This is a genomic window from Thalassovita mangrovi (assembly GCF_009857745.1).
In the GTDB taxonomy this organism is placed as follows: domain Bacteria; phylum Pseudomonadota; class Alphaproteobacteria; order Rhodobacterales; family Rhodobacteraceae; genus Thalassobius; species Thalassobius mangrovi.
This window is the reverse complement of the sequence record NZ_WWEN01000002.1, coordinates 710441-732835: the sequence shown is the minus strand read 5'-3', so window position 1 is coordinate 732835 and position 22395 is coordinate 710441. Positions and strand designations below refer to the sequence as shown.

Below are 22395 nucleotides of genomic sequence, written 5' to 3'. Positions count from 1 at the left end.
GCGGCATCGCGCGCTATCCCGCGCGGTGCCGGTTCAGAGGAATATCGGAAAAACAAAGGGCAGCCGGGAGACCGGCTGCCCTTTTTTCATTCCGGTTCGGGGGATTTAGCCCCGCGCGCCCAGCCCCATCTGCATCATGGTCTTGCGCACCGGTGCCAGCGAATAGATCGCGTTCAGCCCCGCCGCACGCAGATCGCGCAGGGGCCGGGATTCGATCATCGAGGCGCGGTTCAGCAGGTCGATGCCGGTGACACGCGCCTGCACCTCGGTGTGGCGGCGGCGGTGATAGGTGTCCAGCATCTGCCGGTCGCCCAGCCGCTCCGGCGCGGCCTCGGCCAGTTCCAGCAGCACCCGCATGTCGCCCAAGGACATGTTCAACCCCTGCGCGCCGATGGGGGGCACCACATGGGCGGCCTCGGCCACCAGCGCCACGCGTTCGCCGCTCATCCGTTCGGCGATCTGGCTGATGATCGGCCAGACGGTGCGGCGCGAGGCCAGCGTAAGGGGCCCGAACAGCGAACAGGACCGTTCGGTCATCGCCGCCTCGAACGCGTCCTCGGGCAGGGCGGCGAGGCGCATCGCCTCGGGGCCGCGTTCCATCCAGACCACGGCGGAGGAGGGCATGCCCTGATAATCGGGCAGCGGCACCAGGGTGAACGGCCCGCCGGAACGGTGAATCTCGGTCGATACGTTCTCATGCGGGATCGGGTGGGTGACGGCGAAGGCCAGCGCCTTCTGGCCGTAGCGGGTCGTCTTGACCTTGATGCCCGTCGCCTCGCGCACCGGGGAATTGCGCCCGTCGGCGGCGATCACCATGCGGGCAGTGACCGAGGTGCCGTCGCTCAGTCCCACCCGCGCCATCGCTTCGCGGGTGAACACCGACCTGGTGCCGGTGCCGGGGCGGAATTCCACGTTGGGCAGTTCGGCCAGCCGCGCCATGAATTCGCGCCGCAGCAGCCAGTTGGGCAGGTTCCACCCGAAGGGACGGTCGGAAATGTCGGACGCGTTGAAATCCTTCACCACGCGCGGTTCGGGGATGTCGCCGCCGGCATCGACGATGCGCATGATCTGCAACGGCGCGGCGTCATCTGCGACCCGGGCCCACAGCCCGGCCTTTTCCAGCAGCGCCTGCGCCGGCTGCAGGAAGGCGGTGGTGCGCAGGTCGGACCCTTCCGCGTCCCGCTCAATGACCGGGGGACTGGGATCGACGCACAGCACGCTGAACCCGGCCGTTCCGAAAACGGCCGCGGCGGTCAATCCGGCGACACCGCCGCCGGACACCAGAATATCGACATCGAATGTTTGCATCGGACTGCCTCCTGCGGCGGCAACCTAGACCGATCCGCCGGGCAGTCCAAGCGTCATCCTGTCACCCTTGGGTGATGGCGATCAGGATCACCCAGATCACCGGCACGGCGGCGACGGCGGGGATGTAGAGACCGGGGATGCCGAAGGTGAAGACCGACAGGCCCCACAGGGCGACAACGGCCAGAACGGCCAGCAGGATCAGCGCGTCGGGCGATTTCTTTTCCTTGGTTTCGGTCGAGGTCGGCGCTTGGACCTGGGAGGCGTCTGCGAGGGTCATTGTATTGAGTCGTCCTGTTCAATCACTGGAACCGCCTCAATAACATTCGTGATCGTGAATTTAATATGCAGTTTTGACGCAGTGCGGCATCGTGCCTCGTTCAACTTTTAGTCAGGTCAGACGGGCCAGGAAATCGGCCAGGTCATCGGTGTGATGATGGATGTGATCGGCCTGATGCGCTTCGGGCGCGACATGGACGGTGCGCATCCCCATTTCATGCGGTGCGGCCAGGTTGCGCGGGTCGTCTTCGAACATCGCGGCGCGTTCCGGGGCGATGCCGTCGCGGTCGAAAACCGTGCGGAAAGCTTCGATTTCGGGCTTCGGGCGGAACCCGGCATGTTCGACGCCATAGACCGCGTCGAACAGCCCCGAAAGCCCGCGCGCCGCCAGCACCCGTTCGGCATAGGGGGCCGATCCGTTGGTATAGACGATCTTGCGGCCGGGCAGGGCGCGGATGCCCGCGGCCAGGGAAGCATCGGGTTCCAGGTGGTCGAGCGAAATTTCATGCACCTCGATCAGGTAGGGGTCCGGATCGATGTCATGTTCGCGCATCAGCCCGGCCAGGGTGGTGCCGTAGGTGGCCCAGTAATGACGCCGCAGGTGATTGGCCCGGTCGTGATCGACGCCAAGCTGTTCCATCACGTAGCGGGTCATTTTCTTTTCGATTTGATCGAAAAGCCGCGCCTGTGGCGGGTACAGCGTGTTGTCGAGGTCGAAGACCCATTGGTCGACATGGGAGAAATTGGATCTGGGCATGTGCGGAAACTAGTCAGCCGCGACGAAAGGTTCAATATCAGAGGCTTGATTGTCGCATACCGTAGGGCGTAGTTTGCGCAGATTGTTGCCAATTCAGTACGGCCAAGAACAAAGGAGCCCGCCCGGTGCAGAAAGATGCCTATACGTTGATCCTCGATGCAATCGACACAGGGATCTATCGCCCCGGCGACCGATTGGTGGAAAGCGAACTGGCGGAACGTTTCGGCGTGTCGCGCACCCCGATCCGCGAAGCGTTGCAGCGGCTGGAAACGCAATCGCTGCTGGCGCGCGACGGGCGCAGCCTGATCGTGGCCTCGCTCGATCACAACCAGCTCAGCGAACTTTACGTGGTGCGTTCGGAACTGGAAGGGCTGGCGGCACGGCTGGCGGCCCATCATGCCACCAAGGAAGAAGTCGACGTGCTGAAGGAAATGGTGGCCGACGACCGGGCGCTGATGAACGACCCGGTGGCGCTGTCGCGGTCGAACCGGCGGTTCCACAAGCAGATCCACCTGGCCTCGCATAACCGCTACCTGGTGCAGCAGCTCGACCTCGTCTACCGGACCATGGCGTTGATGGCGACCACCTCGCTGGCGGCCGAGGGGCGCGGCGAAGGGGCGCTGGCCGAACATGCCGCGATCGTCGACGCGATCGAAAAGCGCGACGAAGACCGCGCTTACGAGGCTTTGAAAAAACACATCTCAACCGCCTTCGTGACCCGGCTGAAGCGGGATTCCAAGGCCAACGACTGATCCGCGCTTACAGCGACAGCCCGTGCTTGGTCTTGTCCCAGTAGAACGGTTGGAACACCAGTTCGAACAGCGCCTTGTAGGCGGCGAAGACACCCAGCGGGAAATAGAAATGCAGCGTCGGCACCCAGGGTAACAGGTGCCGGTGTTCGCGCCCGGCGACCGCCCGTGTCGCGAAGATCATGGTGCAGATCTCCACCCCGAAGAACAGCACGCTCAGCCCGCGGATCAGCGCGGGCGATCCCAGGTCGGTCAGCGGGTGCGGCAGGCCGAACACGATCAGCCAGCACGACCATAGCAGCGGCGCCAGCAGGAACTGCGACAGCGCGGTGACGAAATGCAGCTGGAAGCCGATGAATTTCCACGGCCCCATCTGCCGCAGCAGCACCAGCGGCGACCGCATATGCACCAGGTAGGTGACCATATAGCCCTTGAGCCAGCGCGAGCGCTGCTTGATCCAGGGGAGGACGCGGCAATTGGCTTCTTCCCCGGTGGTGGTGGGCAGCATTTCGGTGCGATAGCCGTGCCGCGCCAGGCGGAAACCCAGATCGGCATCCTCGGTCACGTTATGCGCGTCCCAGCCGCCCAAGCGTTCCAGCACGTCGCGGCGGAAAAACAGGGTGGTGCCGCCCAGCGGGATGGCGAAACCCAGCCGCGCCATGCCCGGCATCATCACCCGGAACCAGGTCGCGTATTCGGTGGTGAAGCAGCGCGCCAGCCAGTTCTGCCCGGCATTGTAGTAATCCAGCACGCCCTGCAGGCAGACCAGGTCGTCGGGCGCTTGCGCGAAGCGTTCTGCGACGCGGTCTATCTGATCGGGGTCCGGCGCGTCCTCGGCGTCGTAGATGCCGATGATGTCGCCGCGGCAGAAATCCAGCGCATAGTTCATTGCCCGCGGTTTGGTCCGGGGCTGGCCGTCGGGGACGATCACGATCCGCATCCAGCCGGGCAGGTCCGCCCCGTCCAGCGCTGCCCGGGTCAGCGTGTCGGTTTCTTCCAGGATCAGCACGACATCCAACAGCGACTTGGGATAGGTCAGCCGCTGCAGCCGCTTGACCAGAACCTGCGCCACTTCGCGTTCCTTGAACAGCGGCACCAGGATCGACACTTTCGGCCGTTTCCACGGCGTCGCCGGGTGCGGCGGGCCTGGCGCACGCGGGGCAGGGCGCGTCAGGAAGGACAGGAAGGAAATCGATTTCATCGTGGCCGCGATCGCCAGGGTCAGGCAGGCCCAGAGCATCAGCGCGGTGAACATCGGCTTGGGAAACAGCAACACCAGCGCGGCAAGGACGGTGAGGGCAAGCATGGTCAGCATGATCCGGGTTCCGCCGTTGCGGCCCCAGTTGCGGCAGCTTTCGGCGGCCGGTACCCGGGTCGCGGCGGCGCGGGTCAGATCGGCGCGGAAATGCGCGGCCAGGCGCGCCTGGATCGCCGGTTCCGGCGCCAGCACGAAACGCGCGTCGCGGGCCGGGCCGGGCAGGCCCAGATCGGCGGTGGTGACCGGGTCGGGGCGGCCAGTCGCGATCAGCAGGTGCCCGTCTTGCATCCGCAGCGGCAAGGCCGCGTGTTTCAGGCACAGCCGGGGATCGAAGCGGTTCAGGACGTCCGGATCGCACAGCAGGTGGCAATCCTCGAAATAGTCGAGATCCAGCCAATCGGCCTGCAGCCGATAGGCGTCATCCGCCGTCAGCACGCCGGACGAAACCAGCACGTCGCACAGCGACGCGTCGGCCAGCGCCATTTCGCCATGCGCGGTCAGCAGCTGCGAGGCCGACAGAATGCCCCAGTCCAGCAGGAACTGGCCGAAATTCCGGGGCCTTTCCCTGAAATCGATACGTTCGGCGACATACATACCAGCGTTTCCCGCAAGTGAAATCCTTGCGGGAAGCATCGCGCGGTTTGGTTAAAGGCGGATTAACCGCGATTGGGTCAGGCTTTTTCCCGTTGCGCCATCGACTCGGCGAAGCGTTCGAACAGGTAGAAGCTGTCCTGCGGGCCCGGGCTGGCTTCGGGGTGGTGCTGCACCGAAAAGACCGGGCGGTCGGCCATGCGGATACCGCAGTTCGAGCCGTCGAACAGCGACACATGGGTTTCCACCACGCCTTCGGGCAGGGTCTGGCTGTCGACCGCGAACCCGTGGTTCATCGAGGTGATTTCCACCTTGCCGGTTTCGTGTTCCTTGACCGGATGGTTGGCGCCGTGATGGCCGTGATTCATCTTGATGGTCTTGGCGCCAAGCGCCAGCGCCAGCATCTGGTGGCCCAGGCAGATGCCGAAGACCGGCAGGCCCGCATCCAGCACGCCCTTGATCATCGGCACCGCGTAGGCGCCGGTGGCCGCCGGGTCGCCGGGGCCGTTGGACAGGAACACGCCGTCGGGATCATGTGCCAGCACCTCTTCGGCGGTGGCGGTGGCGGGCAGGACGGTCACGTCGCAGCCAGCCGAGGCCAGGCAGCGCAGGATGTTGCGCTTGGCGCCGAAATCGACGGCGACGACCTTGTGCTTGGGGGCTTCCTGGCGGCTATAGCCCTCGGGCCAGGCCCACCGCATTTCATCCCAGCGATAGGATTGCGCGCAGGTGACGTCCTTGGCCAGGTCCATGCCTTCGAGGCCGGCGAAGGCGCGCGCCTTGGCGACCAGCGCCTCGATGTCGAAATTGCCCTCGGGATCGTGCTGCAGCGCCACATGCGGCGCGCCTTGCTGGCGGATCGCGCGGGTCAGCCGGCGGGTGTCGACGCCGCCGATGGCGATCCGGCCGCGGCTTTCCAGCCACTCGGCCAGGGTCTGCACCGAGCGCCAGTTGCTGGGCTCGGTCGGGTCCCATTTGACCACCATGCCGTCGGCCACCGGTTCGGCGGATTCTTCGTCCTCGGGATTGACGCCCACATTGCCCACATGCGGGAAGGTGAAGGTCACGATCTGCCCGGCATAGGACGGGTCGGTCATGATTTCCTGATACCCGGTCATCGCGGTGTTGAAGCACAGCTCGGCCTGGGTGATCCCGGTGGCACCGAACCCCTTGCCATAGAAGATCGTACCATCGGCAAGAGCGAGGCATGCGGTCGGGCGTGTGTCGGGCGTCTGGGCCATGATCGAGTCTCCGGGGGTGGGCGGCAAATTGGCGGATATCTACGGCTGGCGCGCCCTAGGGTCAAGGCCCGACAGGTCCAATCTGTCCGGGGCCTGCCTGGAGCCGGGGGCATTCGCGCCCTGGGCGGCGGGGCATTAGGACAGGTTGTCAGCGCCGCCGCAATTGAGTAGGTTCGGCGGCTATCGGAAAACCCTAGGGGATGGGACCAATGGAAATGCGCGAAAAGGTCAATGCGGCCTTGAAACAGGCTATGAAGGACAAGGCCACGATGCGTCTGGCGACGCTGCGCCTGATCAATGCCGCGATCAAGGACCGCGATATCGCCGAACGCGGCAATGGCAATGACGAGGGTGTCGGCGACACGGAAGTGTTGGCAATCCTTGGCAAAATGGTCAAGCAGCGCCAGGAAAGCGCCCGCCAGTACGAAGAGGCCGGCCGGCTGGACCTGTCCGAGCGGGAACGGGCGGAAATCGAGATCATCGAGGATTTCCTGCCGCGCAAGCTGAGCGATGACGAGGTGACCGAAGCGATTTCGGAGGCGATCACCGAAGTGGGCGCCAGTTCGATTCGTGATATGGGCAAGGTGATGGGCGCCTTGAAGGCGCAATATACCGGCCAGATGGATTTCGGCGCGGTCGGACCCAAGGTCAAGGATCAGCTGAGCGCCGCCAACGGCTGAGCGTTTCAGGACCGGATTTTATAAAGGCTCCCGCCCGGCGGGGGCCTTTTTCGTTTTGGCAAAGCGGTTTCTTCAGCCCCGGTCCGGCGCGGATTCTGCCCTTAGCTCGGTCAGCTTGTCCTGCAAGTCGCCGAACAGCGCCTTGCGTTCGTCCTCGGACAGGAAGGCCCCGATTTCCACCGTGCGACCGTTGCCGCTCAGCGTGACATAGAACGGCACCGGCCCGCCGCTGACATGCATCTCGGCGCGGACCCAGTAGATGTTGCAGGCCCATTCCTTGGTCTCGCCGCGGGCGGGTTTGTGGCTCAGCACCAGGTCGTGGTCGCGCAGCCGCAGTTCTTCCAGGATATCGCCGTCGCGATAGGACCGTTCCAGCCCCCACCACAGCGCCCCCACCATCGCCAGCACGAAGGGCAAAAGCCCCCAAAGGAACACCGTGCCCAGCAGCCCATAAAGCGGCACCGTGCCCAGCAGGAAGGCCATCAGGATCATCGCCGCAAAACCCCGGCGCGGCAGCGACCGGTGCGGGCGCAGCGTCAGGATCAGGTCGTCGGTGTCGGTCCAGCGATAAGGCATGGCACAGGTATAGGAAGTCGGGCGGGAATGTCGATGGGCAAGGGACCGCGCCCGTTCGAACGGGCGTGCCAAGGCGTTTGCAAACGCCTTGGCTGCCCATTTGTCCGGCGGCAGGGACAAGGCCCTGACAAAAGAAAAGGCCCCGCTTTTGCGGGGCCTGTCCTTGGATCGCTCAGGGATCAGTGGGCGTGGCCCTTGTCCCATTCTTCCTGCTTGGGCAGGGTTTCGAACGTATGTTCCGGCGGCGGGCTGGGCAGGGTCCATTCCAGCGTATCCGCGTATTCGTTCCAGTAGTTCGCCCGGGTTTCCTTCTTACCCTTCAGCAGCGCGTAGATCACGATGCCGAAGAACAGGACGAAGGAGCTGAACGAGATCAGCGCACCGATCGACGAGATCTTGTTCCAGTAAGCGAAGGCTTCCGGATAGTCGATGTAGCGGCGCGGCATGCCCTGACGGCCTAGGAAGTGCTGCGGGAAGAAGGTCAGGTTCACGCCGATGAAGAACAGCCAGAAGTGCAGTTTCGCCAGCGGTTCCGAATACTGACGGCCGGTCATCTTGCCGAAGTAGAAGTAGATCCCGGCGAAGATGGTGAAGGCTGCACCCATCGACATGGTGTAGTGGAAGTGGGCAACCACGTAATAGGTGTCATGGTAAGCGCGGTCGACGCCGGCTTGGCTCAGCACGATACCGGTCACACCACCGATGGTGAACAGGATCAGGAAGCCGAAGGCGAACAGCATCGGCGCCTTGAATTCCACCGAACCGCCCCACATGGTCGCGATCCAGCTGAAGATCTTAACCCCGGTGGGCACCGCGATGACCATCGTTGCCAGCATGAAGTAGCTCTGCTGGGTCAGCGACAGGCCGACGGTGTACATGTGGTGCGCCCAGACGACGAAGCCCAGACCGCCGATCGCGATCAGCGCCCAGACCATCGGCAGGTAACCGAAGACCGGCTTGCGCGAGAAGGTGGCGATCACGTGGGAGATCAGGCCGAACCCGGGCAGGATCACGATGTACACTTCCGGGTGGCCGAAGAACCACAGGATGTGCTGATACAGGATCGGGTCGCCGCCGCCGGCAGGATCGAAGAAGGTGGTGCCGAAGTTACGGTCGGTCAGCAGCATGGTGATGGCGCCCGCCAGAACCGGCAGCGACAGCAGGATCAGCCACGAGGTGACGAAGATCGACCAGGCGAACAGCGGAACCTTGAACAGGGTCATGCCCGGGGCACGCATGTTCAGGAAGGTGGTGATCATGTTGATCGCGCCGAGGATCGAGGATGCGCCCGATACGTGCACCGCGAAGATCGCCAGGTCCATCGACATGCCGCCTTCGTTGACGCTGAGCGGCGGGTAGAGAACCCAGCCCACGCCGGAACCCAGCTGGTCATTGCCGCCCGGTGCCAGCATCGAGGCGACGCCCAGCGAGGTGCCTGCGAAATACAGCCAGAAGGACAGGTTGTTCATCCGCGGGAACGCCATGTCCGGCGCGCCGATCTGCAGCGGCATGAAGTAGTTGCCGAAACCGCCGAACAGCGCCGGGATGACGACGAAGAACATCATCAGCACGCCGTGATAGGTGATCAGGACGTTCCAGAGGTGCCCGTTCGGGGTACATTCCCCGCCGGCCGCTGCGCCGAACAGACGGAAGCCTTCGAGGCACATGAACTGTACGCCGGGCTCCATCAGCTCCAGGCGCATGAAAACGGTGAAACAAACCGAGATCAGACCGACGATGGCGGACGTGATCAGGTAAAGGATACCGATATCCTTGTGGTTGGTGGACATGAACCAGCGCGTGAAGAAACCGCGATTGTCTTCATGCTCGTGGCCATGGATGGCTGCGTCTGCCATGCTCTCGCCTCCTGTTGGTGTATTGAAAGGCGCAAGGAGAGACTCCAAGCGCCCGTGTTCAATTGTCGTTTTAGAATGCCCAAGCCGCAGCGGCAATTACAGAAATTGATTCAGATCAAAGAATTTTGTCGCACCCCACGCGGTTTTTCAGGAAATAAAGGGGTCTGCGGGGCAGGGGGCGGTCGCAATCCGGGCGGTCGCGCCTTCGGGGGCGGAATGAAAAGATGACTCTGTCATGAATGGATTCGCCGGATACCGGGGGCGAAACCGGGCCCCGGAACGAAAACAGGCGCGCGGAGAGCCGCACGCCTGCCTGAATTCGTAAGGGATCGCGCTTATTCCGCGGCGGGGGCGACCGATGCCAGATAGGCCGCGACGTCTTCGCCGCCCTTTTTCAGCTTGTAGGACATTTTCGACTTGGCGGCATAACCTTGCTCGCCGAGCCACACCTTGGGGTCCACGACATAGGCGGCCAGCGCTTCTTCGGTCCAGACGAATTCGGCTGCTGCCGCGTCTTTCAGGCCGTCGCCGTATTTGAAGCCATCAGCGGTGCCGGCGGTACGGCCGATCACGCCATAGAGGTTCGGGCCGGTCTTGCCGCCCTTGTAGATCACGGTGCCGTCGTCAGCGGTGATCGTGTGGCAGGCTTTGCATTTCTTGAATTCGCTTTCGCCCTTTGCGGCGTCGCCTTCGGCGAAAGCGGGGGCAGCCAGGGCAGCCAGGGTCACGGTAGCGGTCAGCAGTTTTTTCATTGCGGGCCTCCTCAGGATTTTCAGTTCGCGTCCTGCGTAGATACTTCACATTGCCCCCTTATCAACAGGACGAATTCAAGATGAATTGTCGCAGTTTGTCGCTGCAATCGCCGGTCCGTTCCGCTTTTGTACCGGTTTGTAGCGGGAAATCGCCGAAATCCGTCCAGAAAACGCTTCTGATTCTGCCGCTACCGGAGTAGGACCGGGCACGCGCAATCCCGCGCGACCCATGAGATATATGAGGGAAATCATGACGACCAAGGTATTCATCGACGGCGAGGCTGGCACGACGGGACTTCAGATCCGTGATCGCCTGCTGCGCCGCGCGGATATCGAACTGGTCCAGATTGATCCCGACCTGCGCAAGGATGCCGAGGCGCGCAAGGCGGCCTTTGCGAGCGCCGACGTGGCGATCCTGTGCCTGCCCGACGACGCCGCCAAGGAAGCGGTGGCTCTGTCCGCCGATCTGCCGGTGCGGATCATCGACGCCTCGACCGCGCACCGGGTGAACCCCGACTGGGCCTTCGGGCTGCCGGAACTGTCGGCCGATCAGGCCGCGCGGATCGCATCGGCGCGTTATGTCGCCAATCCCGGCTGCTATTCCACCGCCGCGATCGCGATGCTGGCGCCGCTGGTGCAGGCGGGGCTGATCCCGGCCGATCACCCGATTAGCATCAACGGGCTCAGCGGCTATTCCGGCGGCGGCAAGGGGTTGATCGCCGAATATGAAAGCGGCGAGGCGCCCGACGCCTTCACCTATGCCACCGGCCAGCATCACAAGCACCTGCCCGAGATCGTCAAATACAGCGGTCTCGACCGGATGCCGATCTTCGTGCCGACCGTGGGCAATTTCGAGCAGGGCATGGCGGTGCAGATTCCGCTGCACCTGTCCGACCTGCCGGGCGATGTCAGCATGGCGAAACTGCACGAGGCGCTGTCGCAGCATTATGAAGGCGGCGAGCGTATCCGGGTTGCCCCGATCGAGGATCAGGACAGCCGCATCGTTCCGACCGCGCTGAACGGCACCAACGATCTGGAAATCTCGGTCCGCGGCGACGCGGAAACCGGCCGGGTCGTTCTGATCGCGGTGCTGGACAATCTGGGCAAGGGCGCTTCGGGCGCTGCTGTGCAGAACCTCGACCTGATGATCGGCGCGGCGGCGGAACGCGACGCCGCCTGAGTCAAGGACGCCCCGGTTCGCCCGGGGCGTTTTCTTTTGCGGGCCAGGACTGCAGCAGGGCCACCGGTTGTTTTGCGCCGGGCAATGCTTAGCTTTATCAGGTGTGTTCTGCCCGGCGAGGTGATCCCCCCGTGACCGTTTACCTTATCTTGCTATGCGTCGCTGCCGCCGCGGGCGTTTTCGTATTCCGCGCCCGGTCGAAACGACAGAAGCGCGAGAACCTTCTCGCCTCCCCGCTGTCCGATCCGCAGCGCGCCATCGTCGCGCAGCAGGTGCCGCTGACCCGAAGGCTTCCCGATGCGCTGCACGGCAAGCTGGAAGGCAAGATCAACGCCTTCCTGGACCAGATCGAATTCATCGGCTGCGACGGGTTGGAAGTGACCGAGGAGATGCGGCTGTCCATCGCCGCGCAGGCCTGCCTTCTGATCGTCAACAGCGATACCTGGTACGACCATCTGCGCACCATCCTGATCTATCCCGGGGCCTTCAAATCGCGGCAGACCGAACATCACGGCTATGTCGTGACCGAACGTGAAACCGTGCGGACCGGGGAAAGCTGGGCGCGCGGGCCGGTGATCCTGTCCTGGGCCCATGCCCAACAGGGCGCGTTCAACGACCGGGACGGCCACAATGTCGTGTTCCACGAATTCGCCCACCAGATCGACGACCTGTCGGGCCATACCGACGGTGTCCCGGTGCTCGACGGGGCGCAGAGCTTCGCCGCCTGGGCACGCGCCTTCGCCACCGCTTACGAGGCGCATGTCCACAATGTCGAGGCGGGGCACAAGACGGTGTTGGATGCCTACGGCGCGGAGGGGCCGGAAGAATTCTTCGCCGTGGCGGTCGAGGCGTTCTTCGAGAAGCCCGCGATCCTCAAGCACAAGGAACCGGCGATTTACGAACAGCTGTCGCTGCTGTTCCGGCTGGAGCCGGAGACCTGGGAATAGCCGGTCACACCCGCAGCGGCGATCCGTAACGGCCGCTGACCGGCGGGGTTTCGTGCGGTGATTGCCGTTTCCATTCTGACAGCCGCATCAGGTCGCGGATATCGTCGATTTCCGACTGCGGGATGCCAAGCGCGGCGATTTCCGGATCGGACAGGCCACGATCAAACCCGTCGATCACCAGGTCGACGTCGCTGTAATCGTGGCCGATGCCGAATTCGTCGGTCACCCCCTTGGCCATGTCCGGCGACGGCAGTTGCCTGCGCACCGGTTCGGGCAGGTTCAGCGCCTTGGCCAGCTGGCGTACCTGTGTCTTGAACAGCCCGGTCATCGGTTGCACCGGCAGATCGTCGATTCCGCCTTTCACGAACCAGCCGACTTCGCATTCCGACAGGTTCGCCGCGCCGATCAGGAACAGGTTCCTCTGCTTGGCCAGGGCTTCCATCGTCTGGCGGCGGAATTGATGACGCTGGGCGAAGCCGGTATCGACATGATGCATCGTCATGTTGAACATCAGCCGCTTGTACCACGGGTGAAGCGTTTCGCCGCCGCCGTCGCGCAGCGCGGATTTGAACGGCGATTCACCGCAGATCAGCCTGTAGCTGCCGGAGCTGACCTTGGCCACCAGCGGGTTCAGGCGCAGAGCCTTGATGAACAGCGGGGCATAAACTCCGCGCTTCTTCATTTCGCCCGAGATGTCTGTCACCTCGAGCTCCAGCCCGAGGAAACCGGCCATCAGGCGCGCATTCCCGGCGATTTCGCTGTCGCTGTCGCGGTCGAAAAGATAGACGACCCTGACCGCTTCGGGGCCAAGCGCGTGCACGGCCAGCGCCGCCAAGACCGAGGAATCCAACCCTCCGCTCAGCCCCATGATCACGCCGTCGGTGCTGGACGATTTGACGATGTCCCGAAGGTAGCCGGAAATCGTGTCGATCGCCTGTTCCGTGTCAATTTCGAGAGCTGTCATGGTGAATTCCCCGCGACGGATGATTGCGACTGCCGCCGCGATCCGCTGGGGTGCAGGGCGGAACGGTCCGGCCCTGCAAGGCTCCGCCGTATCGGGCGGCGGAACCATGATCTGCATCAAGGGGTGGGCTCACGCCTCTGCCGGCAGCTCCCCGAAAACCTCGTCGAAGCGGCGGCGCAACGCCACGTCGAGGTCCTCCATCGTCACCGGCAGGCCCAGATCGACCAGGCTGGTCACGCCGTGTTCGGTGATGCCGCAGGGCACGATGCCGCTGAAATGTTCCAGCTCGGGATCGACATTGATCGACACGCCGTGAAAGCTGATCCACTTGCGCAGCCGGATGCCGATGGCGGCGATCTTGTCTTCGGCCACCGCGCCCGAGACGGTCAGCGGCTTGTCGTTGCGTTCGACCCAGACGCCGACCCGGCCGTCTCGGATTTCGCCCTTGATGTTGAATTCGTCCAGCGTCGCGATCACCCATTCTTCGAGCTGCTGCACGAAGCGGCGCACGTCATGGCCGCGCTTGCCCACGTCCAGCATCACATAGGCCACCCGCTGGCCGGGGCCGTGATAGGTGTATTGGCCGCCGCGCTTGCTGTCATAGACCGGGAACCGGTCGGGATCGGTCAGGTCCTCGCGCTTGGCCGAGGTGCCGGCGGTGTAAAGCGGCGGATGTTCGACCAGCCAGATGCATTCCCCGGCCTCGCCCGCAGCGATCCGCGCGGCGCGGTCTTCCATGAAGGCGACGGCATCGTCGTAATCCGTCAATCCCTCGCTGACGATCCATTCGACCATCGTGCCCGTCCTTCCCGCAGTTTTCCCCCGATCGAGGAGGAATGTGCTATCATGATTCCATTGTTTTATATCTATAGGGAGCGAGGAGCATGTTTTCCAAGTCGCTAAAAACCGCCATTGTCGCCGCCATGATGGCGGGTTCCATATCCGCCCCGGCCTTTGCCGACAACCTTGGGTCCGCCATCGTCGGCGGCATCATCGGCGGTGTGATCGTCAACGAGGCCAACAAGAACAAGAAGCGCACCACCACGACCTACAGCACCAGCTCGGTGACCCGGCAACAGAACCGCGAAGTGCAAGCCTCTCTGAACTATTTCGGTTTTCCGGCGGGCACCCCGGACGGCGTTCTGGGCAGCAGATCGCGCGGCGCGATTTCCCAGTACCAGGCCCATATGGGTTTCCCGGCCACCGGCCAGCTGACCCCCTATGAGCGCGATTTCCTGGTGTCGTCCTACAACCGCGCCCAGATCGGCGGGCCGCAGGTGATCAAGGCGATGCAGGGCCCGCAGGGCGTGCGCGGCTTGCTGCACACCTGGCGCGACGAAGCGGCGGGCACCCGGAGCGCCGGGGGCTATGGCACCGGCTATGGCGGCGTTCCGATGGAGGTCAGCCAGGCCATCGACGAGATCGCCAGCAGCACCGAACCTTCGGCCGAACAGCTAATGCAGCGTTCGGGCTTCATGCAGCTGGCCGACCTGAACAAGGACGGCAAGAACGATTACATCCTCGACACCTCGGTCAGCGGCAGTTCCTTCTGGTGCGGCACCTCGAATTGCACGGTGATGGTCTTCGCCTCGACGCCGCAGGGTTATCGCCGGACCGATTTCCAGGCCCGCGGGGTGACCCCGGCCAGCTTCGAATGCCACCAGGCCGACTGCAAGCTGGTCGAACCGGGCGTCACCATGGCCGCCGCGCCCAACCCGGTTCCGCTGCCGGTGCCGCAACAGCCCGCGCCGCAGACCACGATGGCGGCGGCCCAACCGGCCCAGCCCGCCGCGCCGCTGGGCGGCATTCAGCCCTTCGCCATGGCGGGCGACACCCCGCCCGCCGCGTCGCTGGCCAGCCATTGCAGCAAGGTCAGCCTGCTGACCAATTCCAACGGCGGTTTTGTCACCCTGGCCTCGCTGCGCGATCCCGACCTGGCGCTGAGCGAACAGTTCTGCCTGGCCCGGACCTATGCGATCGGCGCGGGCGAGGACATGGTCGCCAAGGTGCAGGGGCTGAGCCCGGCGCAGGTCGACGCGCAATGCGACGCCTTCGGTCCGGCGCTGGCGCCTTATATCGCCAAGCTGGCATCGGGTAGTGCCGCGGATGTCACCGGCGAGGTGCAGACCTTCGTGCTGAATTCCAACATGTCGCTGGCGCAGCTCAACAACACCGCGCGAATCTGCCTGTTCTCGGGCTATCGCCGCGACAAGATGGAGGTCGCCCTGGGATCGGCGATGCTGATGGTGGGTATCGGCCAGGTGCCTTACGCCGAACTGGTCGGCCATCACCTGTCGCAGGGTTTCGGCGTGGCGAAATCGGTGCCGCAGGCGCAGGACTGGTACGCCATGGCGGTGTCGGCGCTGGAAGCCGGGGCTGAACCGGTCTTCGCCCCCGGCCAGCCCGAACGGGTCGGTCTGATCAAGGCCGCCGCGCAGGGGCTTGGCGGCGGCGCGATGACCATGCCGGCGGCCGGGGCGGCTTCGGGCCTGCCCAGCTTCTCGCTGGAATAAGCGGCGGGGATCGCACCGGAAAAGGGCGGCGCGCGGCGTCGCCCTTTGTCGTTCCGGGTTGTGAAGGGGAAAACCCATCCCGGGGACGAATTTGCCCCTTCACAACCCGGTTCGGCTCGTCTATACGCGCGGCACTACCTGATCACGTGCGGTCGTGGCGGAATTGGTAGACGCGCAGCGTTGAGGTCGCTGTTCCTTAACCGGAGTGGAAGTTCGAGTCTTCTCGACCGCACCAAATCACCCGATCAGGTGGTTGATTTCCCCAAGAAATGACGAGTGTCCGATGTGACCGGCCCGCCAGCCAGCCTGCCAAGGTCGCGGCGGTTGCAATGCCTCGTTTGCATGAGATTGCTATCTTGCACCCTCTGGACGTCTTGGGCGTTCAAAGGATGGGGAGGCATCCCACACGGTTGAGGGTGTGGGGCCGGCGATGCGACCTGCCGAATCAAGAACAACAGCATCCCTTGTGCTTCGAATGCGGGTTAGCCGTTTGCCTGGGAAGGCTAGAAGTTATCGCAATAACAACATGTTGCCCGATATAAAGATAGTACACTAATTAATTATTGACCAAAACGGGCGCGTGCAATTATCAACTGTGCATCTGAACGAATGCTTGCGGCTGTGCGACAGGGAGGATTTACGATGCAATTTTACGTGGACGGTTTTCGCGGTGGCGATCCCGATATCAAGAACGCGGCACCGAACCGGCGCGACCGGGGCCCGCACGCGCCCTTGCCGGAACAGGTCGACGTGCTGATCGCCGGTTGCGGCCCGGCCGGGCTGTGCCTGGCCGCGCAGCTGTCGCAGTTTCCCGAAATCGACACGATGATCGTCGATCAGAAACCGGGTCCGATCGAAAAGGGCCAGGCCGACGGCATCAACACCCGCACGATGGAAATGTTCCAGGCTTTCGGCTTCGGCGAAACCGTCAAGCGCGAAAGCTACTGGGTGAACCAGACCGCTTTCTGGACGCCGGACCCGGCCAACCCCGCCCATATCAAGCGGATCGGCCGGGTGCAGGACGTGCCCGAAGGGTCTTCGGAAATGCCGCATACGCTGATCAACCAGGCGCGGGTGCATGAACTGTTCCTTGGCGTGATGAAAAACTCGCCCTCGCGGCTGGAGCCGGATTACAGCTGGGCGGTGCGGGACGTGGCAATCGATCCCACGACCGACGACCACCCGGTCACCGTGACGCTGGAAAACACCGGGGTGAACGCGGGCGCGACCAAGACCGTGCGCGCCAACTACGTTGTGGGTTGCGATGGGGCGCGGTCGAACGTGCGCCAGGCGATCGGCGGCAAGCTGCATGGCGACGCGGCGCATCAGGCCTGGGGCGTGATGGACATCCTGGCCAATACCGATTTCCCCGACGTGCGGCAGAAATGCCTGGTCACCTCGGCGCATGAGGGCAACGTGCTGATCCTGCCGCGCGAGGGCGGCTACCTGTTCCGCATGTATGTGGAGCTGGACAAGCTCAACCCCGACGAACGGGTCAGCAGCCGCAATTTCACCGCCGATCACATGATCGCGGCGGCGAACCGGATCATGCAGCCCTACACGATCGACGTGAAGGAAGTGGTCTGGTGGTCGATCTATGAAATCGGCCACCGGATGACCGACCGGTTCGACGATGTGCCCGCGGGCGAAGATCGCAATCCGCGCGTCTTCACCGCCGGCGACGCCTGCCATACCCACAGCCCCAAGGCGGGGCAGGGGATGAACGTGTCGATGCAGGACACGTTCAACCTGGGCTGGAAGCTGGCGCATGTGCTGCAGGGCCGCGCCGATGCCAGCCTGCTGCGCAGCTATTCCGCCGAACGCTGGGCCGAGGCCAAGCGTCTGGTCGATACCGATCACGAATGGGCGCGGATCATGTCGGCGCCGCCGGGCGAATCCGAACTGGACGGGTCGGACATGCCGCGGTTCCAGAAACAGTTCATCGAGAACCTGGAATTCACCGGCGGTCTGGCGGTGAAATACGAAGCCTCCGCCCTGGTCGGCATGCCGACCCATCAGGCGCTGGCCACGGGTGAGGAAATCGGCCGCCGGTTCCATTCCGCCCCGGTGGTGCGGCTGGCGGATGCGATGCAGATGCAGCTGGGCCATGCGGCACAGGCAGACGGCCGCTGGCGCATCTATGCCTTCGCGGGCAAGGGCGACAGTTCGGCCGCCGGGTCGGCGATCCACAAGCTGGCCGACTGGCTGGAAAGTGATGCCGCTTCGCCGGTGGTGAAATACACCCGCGCGGGCGAAGACATCGACGCGGTGATCGATCTGCGCGGGGTGTTCCAGCAGACCTTCGAAGACCTGGCCTATGAGGACATGCCGTCGTTGCTGAAACCCATGAAGGGCAAGCTGGGCCTGCAGGACCACGAAAAGGTTTTCTGCACCGATCACAAGGGCTTGGGTGATATCTTTGACATGCGCGGCATCGACCGCGACAAGGGCTGCATGATCGTGGTGCGCCCCGACCAGTATATCGCCCATGTGCTGCCGCTGGACGGTTATGCCGAGCTGTCCGAATTCTTCGACGGCGTGCTGATGCAAGGCTGAGCGGGCCGGAACGGTTTCTGAGAGGCGGGCGTCCCGGATCGGGGCGCCCGTTTTGCGTTGTGTTCCTTTGTCGGGGCTCAGAACTCGTTCAGCTGGTCGAAGCCGGATTCCTTCACCGTCTCCATCGCCACATAGGTCGAACTGGAGGCGACATGGGGCAGGGTGGAAATGCTTTCGCTCAGCACCCGGCGGTAATCGCGGATGTCGCGGCTGCGCACCTTGATCAGGTAATCGAAACCGCCCGCGATCATGTGACATTCCTCGACCTCGGGGATCTTGCGGATGGCGGCGTTGAAGGCGGCCAGCGCCGCTTCGCGCGTGTCGCTGAGCTTGAGTTGGATGAAGGCGACGTGGTCGAGCCCCAGTTTCTGCGTCGACAGCTGCGCCCGGTAACCGGTGATATAACCGTCCTTTTCCAGCCGTCGCACCCGCGCCAGCACAGGCGTTTTCGACAGCCCCACCCGCTGCGCCAGTTCGGTCATCGAAATCCGCGCCTCGACCGACAGGATTTCCAGAATCCGGCGGTCGAACCGGTCGATGCCGGGCAATTCCTGTTCGGTCTGATCCATTGGTCTGAATTCCGGTGCGATTAAGGTCTGATCGTCTGTGTGTCTAATTCAAATGGACGATATGAACAATCGAATTGGAGTATCCTTGTCATAACGCAACATCTTTCCGCCCGAGGCCAGCATGATCGACCTTGACCCCCGTTGGGACCGCAACAAACGCCTGAACGAAACCGACGCCGTGACCGCGCTGGTCGCGATGGCCAATCTGGACGCCGCGCAGCGCGAAGCGATTTCCAAACGTGCCGAAACCCTGGTCAGCCGCATCCGAAACGATGCCAAACCGGGGCTGATGGAGGTGTTCCTGGCCGAATACGGGCTGTCGACCGAGGAAGGCATCGCGCTGATGTGCCTGGCCGAGGCGCTGCTGCGGGTGCCCGATTCCGTGACCATCGACGCGCTGATCGAGGACAAGATCGCGCCGTCCGACTGGGGCAAGCATCTGGGCCATTCGGCCTCGCCCTTGGTCAATGCCTCGACCTGGGGGCTGATGCTGACGGGCCGGGTGCTGAAGGCCGAGGCGCCGGGATTGGCGGGGCATATGCGACAGGCGGTCAAGCGGCTGGGCGAACCGGTGATCCGCACCGCCGTGGGCCGCGCGATGCGCGAAATGGGGCGGCAATTCGTGCTGGGCCAGGACATCAAATCGGCGATGGACCGCGCCAAGGGGCAGGAGTCGAAGGGATACAGCTATTCCTACGACATGCTGGGCGAGGCGGCGATGACGGCCGAGGACGCCAAGCGCTATGCGGCCTCTTACGCCGCTGCCATCGCCGCCATCGCGAAGGGCTGCACCTCCGGCGATATCCGGTCAAACCCCGGTATCTCGGTCAAGCTGTCGGCGCTGCATCCGCGTTACGAGGTCGCCAAGACCGACCGGGTGATGGCCGAACTGGTGCCTGTACTGCGCGATCTGGCGCGGCAGGCGGCCAAGGCGGGCATGGGCTTCAACATCGACGCCGAGGAAGCCGACCGGCTGGGCCTGTCGCTGAAGGTGATAGAAACCGTGCTGGCCGATCCCGAGCTGACCGGCTGGGACGGGTTCGGCGTCGTCGTGCAGGCCTATGGCCGCCGCGCGCCGGATGTGATCGATGGGCTGTATGAAATGGCCGAAAAGCTGGATCGCCGTATCATGGTGCGGCTGGTGAAGGGCGCCTATTGGGATACCGAGATCAAGCATACGCAGGTCGAGGGGCTGCGTGATTTCCCGGTTTTCACCCGCAAATCCGCCACCGATGTCAGCTATATCGCCAACGCGCGCAAATTGCTGGGCCTGACCGACCGCATCTATCCGCAATTCGCCACCCATAACGCCCATACGGTCGCCGCCGTGCTGGACATGGCCGGGGACCTGCCGAAAGCGGCTTACGAATTTCAGCGCCTGCACGGCATGGGCGAGGCGCTGCACGACCTGGTGCTGCGCGACGAGGGCACCCACTGCCGAATCTACGCGCCGGTGGGGGCGCATCGCGACCTGCTGGCCTATCTGGTGCGGCGGCTGCTGGAAAACGGCGCCAATTCCTCCTTCGTGAACCAGATCGTGGACGAAGATATCCCGGCCTCGGTGGTCGCCGCCTGTCCCTTCGACGCGCTTGAAGACGAAATGGCAACGGGTGCACGCATCGCCACCGGGCCGGACCTGTTCGGCGACAGCCGCCGCAACTCCGCCGGGTTCGATCTGTTCGACACGACCGAGCTTGCCCGGATCGAGGCGGCGCGCGACATCGATCTTCCCGACCGCGCCGAACCGTTGATCGCGGGGCCGGTGCAGGGCGGTGCAAGGCATGACGCGCATAACCCGGCCAGTGGCGCGGTGATCGGCAAGGTGGTCCTGGCCAGCGCCAAGGATGTCGAAACCGCCCTGGCGGCGGCGAAACCGTGGTCTGCGCCGGTGGCGAAACGGGCTGAAACGCTGCGCCGGGCCGCTGACCTCTATGAGGACCATTTCGGCGAAATCTTCGCCCTGCTGGCGCGCGAGGCAGGCAAGTCGCTGCCCGACGCGGTGGGCGAATTGCGCGAGGCGGTGGATTTCCTGCGCTATTACGCAGCGCAGGCGGAAAGGCTGGAAAACCCCGCCCGCGGCGTCTTCACCTGCATCAGCCCGTGGAACTTCCCGCTGGCGATCTTCACCGGCCAGATCGCGGCGGCGCTGGCTGCCGGGAACGGTGTGCTGGCGAAGCCCGCCGAAACCACGCCGCTGATCGCCTGCTTCGCGGTGCGGCTGCTGCACAAGGCGGGCGTCCCGGCCTCGGCGCTGCAATTGCTGCCGGGCGAGGGCCGGGTGGTCGGTCGCGCGCTGACCTCCGACCCGCGCGTGCAGGGCGTGGCCTTCACCGGATCGACCGCGACGGCGCGGATGATCCAGGGCGCAATGGCCGGAACCATGGCCCCCGGCGCGCCGCTGATTGCCGAAACCGGCGGGCTGAACGCGATGATCGTGGACAGCACCGCATTGCCGGAACAGGCGGTGCGCGATGTTGTCGCCTCGGCCTTCCAGTCGGCCGGCCAGCGCTGTTCGGCGCTGCGCTGCCTTTACGTACAGGAAGACATCGAACCGGCGTTCCGCAAGATGTTGATCGGCGCGATGGAGGAACTGTCGCTGGGCGATCCCTGGGCGCTGGATACCGATATCGGCCCGGTCATCACCGCGGCCGCGCGGGACGAGATCAACGCCTATATCGGCGCTGCGCGCGAACAAGGCCGGGTTCTGCATGCGCTGAACGAACCGGGCAGGGGCTCTTTCGTCGCCCCGACCCTGATCAAGGTGACCGGCATCGCCGATCTGGAGCGCGAGGTCTTCGGCCCCGTCCTGCATCTGGCGACGTTCAAGGCGGGGGAGGTCAATCAGGTGATCGCGGACGTGAACGCCACCGGTTACGGGCTGACCTTCGGGCTGCATACGCGGATCGACACCCGGGTGCAGGAGGTGGCCGATCAGGTCCATGCCGGCAACATCTACGTCAACCGCAACCAGATCGGCGCCATCGTCGGCAGCCAGCCCTTCGGTGGCGAGGGCCTGTCCGGCACCGGGCCGAAGGCGGGCGGGCCGCATTACTTGCCGCGCTTCACCCGTGCTGCCGTCGATACCGTCGAGGATGAAACGGGCGCGGAGGTTTCCGCCGCGCATCTAGCCGCCGACATCGCCGCCGCCAAACCCGCCGCCGCGCCGCGCCAGATCGACCTGCCGGGCCCGACCGGGGAAATGAACCGGCTGACGCTTGTCCCGCGCGATCCGGTCCTGTGCCTTGGTCCGGGTGCGGAGGCGGCGCGCGAACAGGCGGCGCGGATCGAGGCGCTCGGCGGCGCGGCCCAGGCCGTATCCGGGGCCGTGCCCGCCGACCTGCTGCGCGACATCGCGGGCATCTCCGGCGTGATCTGGTGGGGCGGGGCGGACACCGCCCGCGACTACGCCCGGGCGCTGGCCGAGCGCGACGGCCCGATCCTCCCGCTGATCACCGGCCGGCCCGACGCGGCCCACGCGCTGCACGAACGGCATCTATGCGTCGACACCACCGCGGCGGGCGGCAATGCCAGCCTGCTGGCGGGCGAGGAAACGCTCTGATCCCTCTGGCCCCGGGCGCGAAAGCGACGTAGGGTAACCCCGTCCCGGGGTGACCCCTGTCAC

Annotated in this window: 18 protein-coding genes and 1 tRNA gene; 8 read left to right on the top strand and 11 right to left on the bottom strand. The window is 64.4% G+C overall.

Translation table 11 applies throughout. From position 1 onward, the window contains the following. Positions 1–105: 105 nt before the first annotated feature. The 3 genes from GR167_RS05320 to GR167_RS05310 form a co-directional block, all read right to left on the bottom strand. Positions 106–1308: a UbiH/UbiF family hydroxylase gene (locus tag GR167_RS05320; RefSeq protein WP_160972388.1), complete on the bottom strand. Its 1203-nt coding sequence runs from the start codon at positions 1306–1308 to the stop codon at positions 106–108. Between the two features lie 61 nt (positions 1309–1369). After that, entirely contained in the window at positions 1370–1585 is a 216-nt protein-coding gene (locus GR167_RS05315; RefSeq protein ID WP_160972387.1) for a hypothetical protein, read from the bottom strand. Between the two features lie 111 nt (positions 1586–1696). Then, positions 1697–2341: a pyrimidine 5'-nucleotidase gene (locus GR167_RS05310; protein ID WP_160972386.1), complete on the bottom strand. Its 645-nt coding sequence runs from the start codon at positions 2339–2341 to the stop codon at positions 1697–1699. A gap of 125 nt (positions 2342–2466) precedes the next feature. On the opposite strand from GR167_RS05310, the gene GR167_RS05305 reads away from it, so the two are divergent. Beyond that, the gene (locus GR167_RS05305) at positions 2467–3093 is read left to right on the top strand and encodes a GntR family transcriptional regulator (protein WP_160972385.1); all 627 of its coding nucleotides are present in this window, start codon (positions 2467–2469) and stop codon (positions 3091–3093) included. A 7-nt stretch (positions 3094–3100) separates the two neighbouring features. Here the strand turns inward: GR167_RS05305 and GR167_RS05300 are convergent, their stop codons facing one another. After that, positions 3101–4942, bottom strand: a complete 1842-nt coding sequence (locus GR167_RS05300; protein ID WP_160972384.1) for a glycosyltransferase — start codon at positions 4940–4942, stop codon at positions 3101–3103. A 77-nt stretch (positions 4943–5019) separates the two neighbouring features. Further along, entirely contained in the window at positions 5020–6180 is a 1161-nt protein-coding gene (gene carA, locus GR167_RS05295) for a glutamine-hydrolyzing carbamoyl-phosphate synthase small subunit (protein WP_160972383.1), read from the bottom strand. Between the two features lie 209 nt (positions 6181–6389). Between carA and GR167_RS05290 the strand changes: the two genes are divergently transcribed. After that, positions 6390–6860, top strand: coding sequence for a GatB/YqeY domain-containing protein (locus GR167_RS05290; protein WP_160972382.1), 471 nt, complete (start codon positions 6390–6392; stop codon positions 6858–6860). 72 nt (positions 6861–6932) lie between these two features. On the opposite strand, the gene GR167_RS05285 is transcribed toward GR167_RS05290, so the two are convergent. The 3 genes from GR167_RS05285 to GR167_RS05275 all read right to left on the bottom strand — a co-directional run bounded on the left by GR167_RS05285 (position 6933) and on the right by GR167_RS05275 (position 10044). Further along, positions 6933–7436: a DUF2244 domain-containing protein gene (locus tag GR167_RS05285; RefSeq protein ID WP_160972381.1), complete on the bottom strand. Its 504-nt coding sequence runs from the start codon at positions 7434–7436 to the stop codon at positions 6933–6935. Between the two features lie 179 nt (positions 7437–7615). After that, positions 7616–9292: a cytochrome c oxidase subunit I gene (gene ctaD, locus GR167_RS05280; protein ID WP_160972380.1), complete on the bottom strand. Its 1677-nt coding sequence runs from the start codon at positions 9290–9292 to the stop codon at positions 7616–7618. Positions 9293–9627: 335 nt separating this feature from the next. Beyond that, complete coding sequence (locus tag GR167_RS05275) at positions 9628–10044, bottom strand: c-type cytochrome (RefSeq protein ID WP_160972379.1); 417 nt, start codon at positions 10042–10044, stop codon at positions 9628–9630. Between the two features lie 250 nt (positions 10045–10294). Between GR167_RS05275 and argC the strand changes: the two genes are divergently transcribed. Next, positions 10295–11224, top strand: a complete 930-nt coding sequence (argC, locus tag GR167_RS05270; RefSeq protein WP_160972378.1) for an N-acetyl-gamma-glutamyl-phosphate reductase — start codon at positions 10295–10297, stop codon at positions 11222–11224. 131 nt (positions 11225–11355) lie between these two features. Beyond that, positions 11356–12171, top strand: coding sequence for a M90 family metallopeptidase (locus GR167_RS05265; RefSeq protein WP_160972377.1), 816 nt, complete (start codon positions 11356–11358; stop codon positions 12169–12171). A 4-nt stretch (positions 12172–12175) separates the two neighbouring features. Here GR167_RS05265 and nadE read toward each other — a convergent pair whose 3' ends face one another. Both nadE and lipB read right to left on the bottom strand, forming a co-directional pair. Continuing rightward, positions 12176–13135 carry an NAD(+) synthase gene (gene nadE / locus GR167_RS05260; RefSeq protein ID WP_160972376.1) on the bottom strand — a complete coding sequence of 320 codons (960 nt, stop codon included), beginning with the start codon at positions 13133–13135 and terminating at the stop codon, positions 12176–12178. A 129-nt stretch (positions 13136–13264) separates the two neighbouring features. Beyond that, positions 13265–13930, bottom strand: coding sequence for a lipoyl(octanoyl) transferase LipB (lipB, locus tag GR167_RS05255; RefSeq protein WP_160972375.1), 666 nt, complete (start codon positions 13928–13930; stop codon positions 13265–13267). Positions 13931–14019: 89 nt separating this feature from the next. Here lipB and GR167_RS05250 point away from each other — a divergent pair, with 89 nt between their 5' ends. The 3 genes from GR167_RS05250 (at position 14020) to GR167_RS05240 (ending at position 18204) form a co-directional block, all read left to right on the top strand. Further along, positions 14020–15648, top strand: coding sequence for a peptidoglycan-binding domain-containing protein (locus tag GR167_RS05250; RefSeq protein ID WP_160972374.1), 1629 nt, complete (start codon positions 14020–14022; stop codon positions 15646–15648). A gap of 148 nt (positions 15649–15796) precedes the next feature. After that, positions 15797–15883: transfer RNA gene (locus GR167_RS05245), tRNA-Leu, on the top strand. Between the two features lie 407 nt (positions 15884–16290). Next, positions 16291–18204 (top strand): FAD-binding monooxygenase, encoded by a 1914-nt coding sequence (locus GR167_RS05240; protein ID WP_160972373.1) that lies wholly within the window; start codon positions 16291–16293, stop codon positions 18202–18204. Positions 18205–18281: 77 nt separating this feature from the next. On the opposite strand, the gene GR167_RS05235 is transcribed toward GR167_RS05240, so the two are convergent. Next, positions 18282–18773: an Lrp/AsnC family transcriptional regulator gene (locus GR167_RS05235; RefSeq protein ID WP_160972372.1), complete on the bottom strand. Its 492-nt coding sequence runs from the start codon at positions 18771–18773 to the stop codon at positions 18282–18284. A 121-nt stretch (positions 18774–18894) separates the two neighbouring features. On the opposite strand from GR167_RS05235, the gene putA reads away from it, so the two are divergent. Further along, complete coding sequence (gene putA, locus GR167_RS05230) at positions 18895–22332, top strand: bifunctional proline dehydrogenase/L-glutamate gamma-semialdehyde dehydrogenase PutA (RefSeq protein ID WP_160972371.1); 3438 nt, start codon at positions 18895–18897, stop codon at positions 22330–22332. Positions 22333–22395 lie beyond the last annotated feature (63 nt).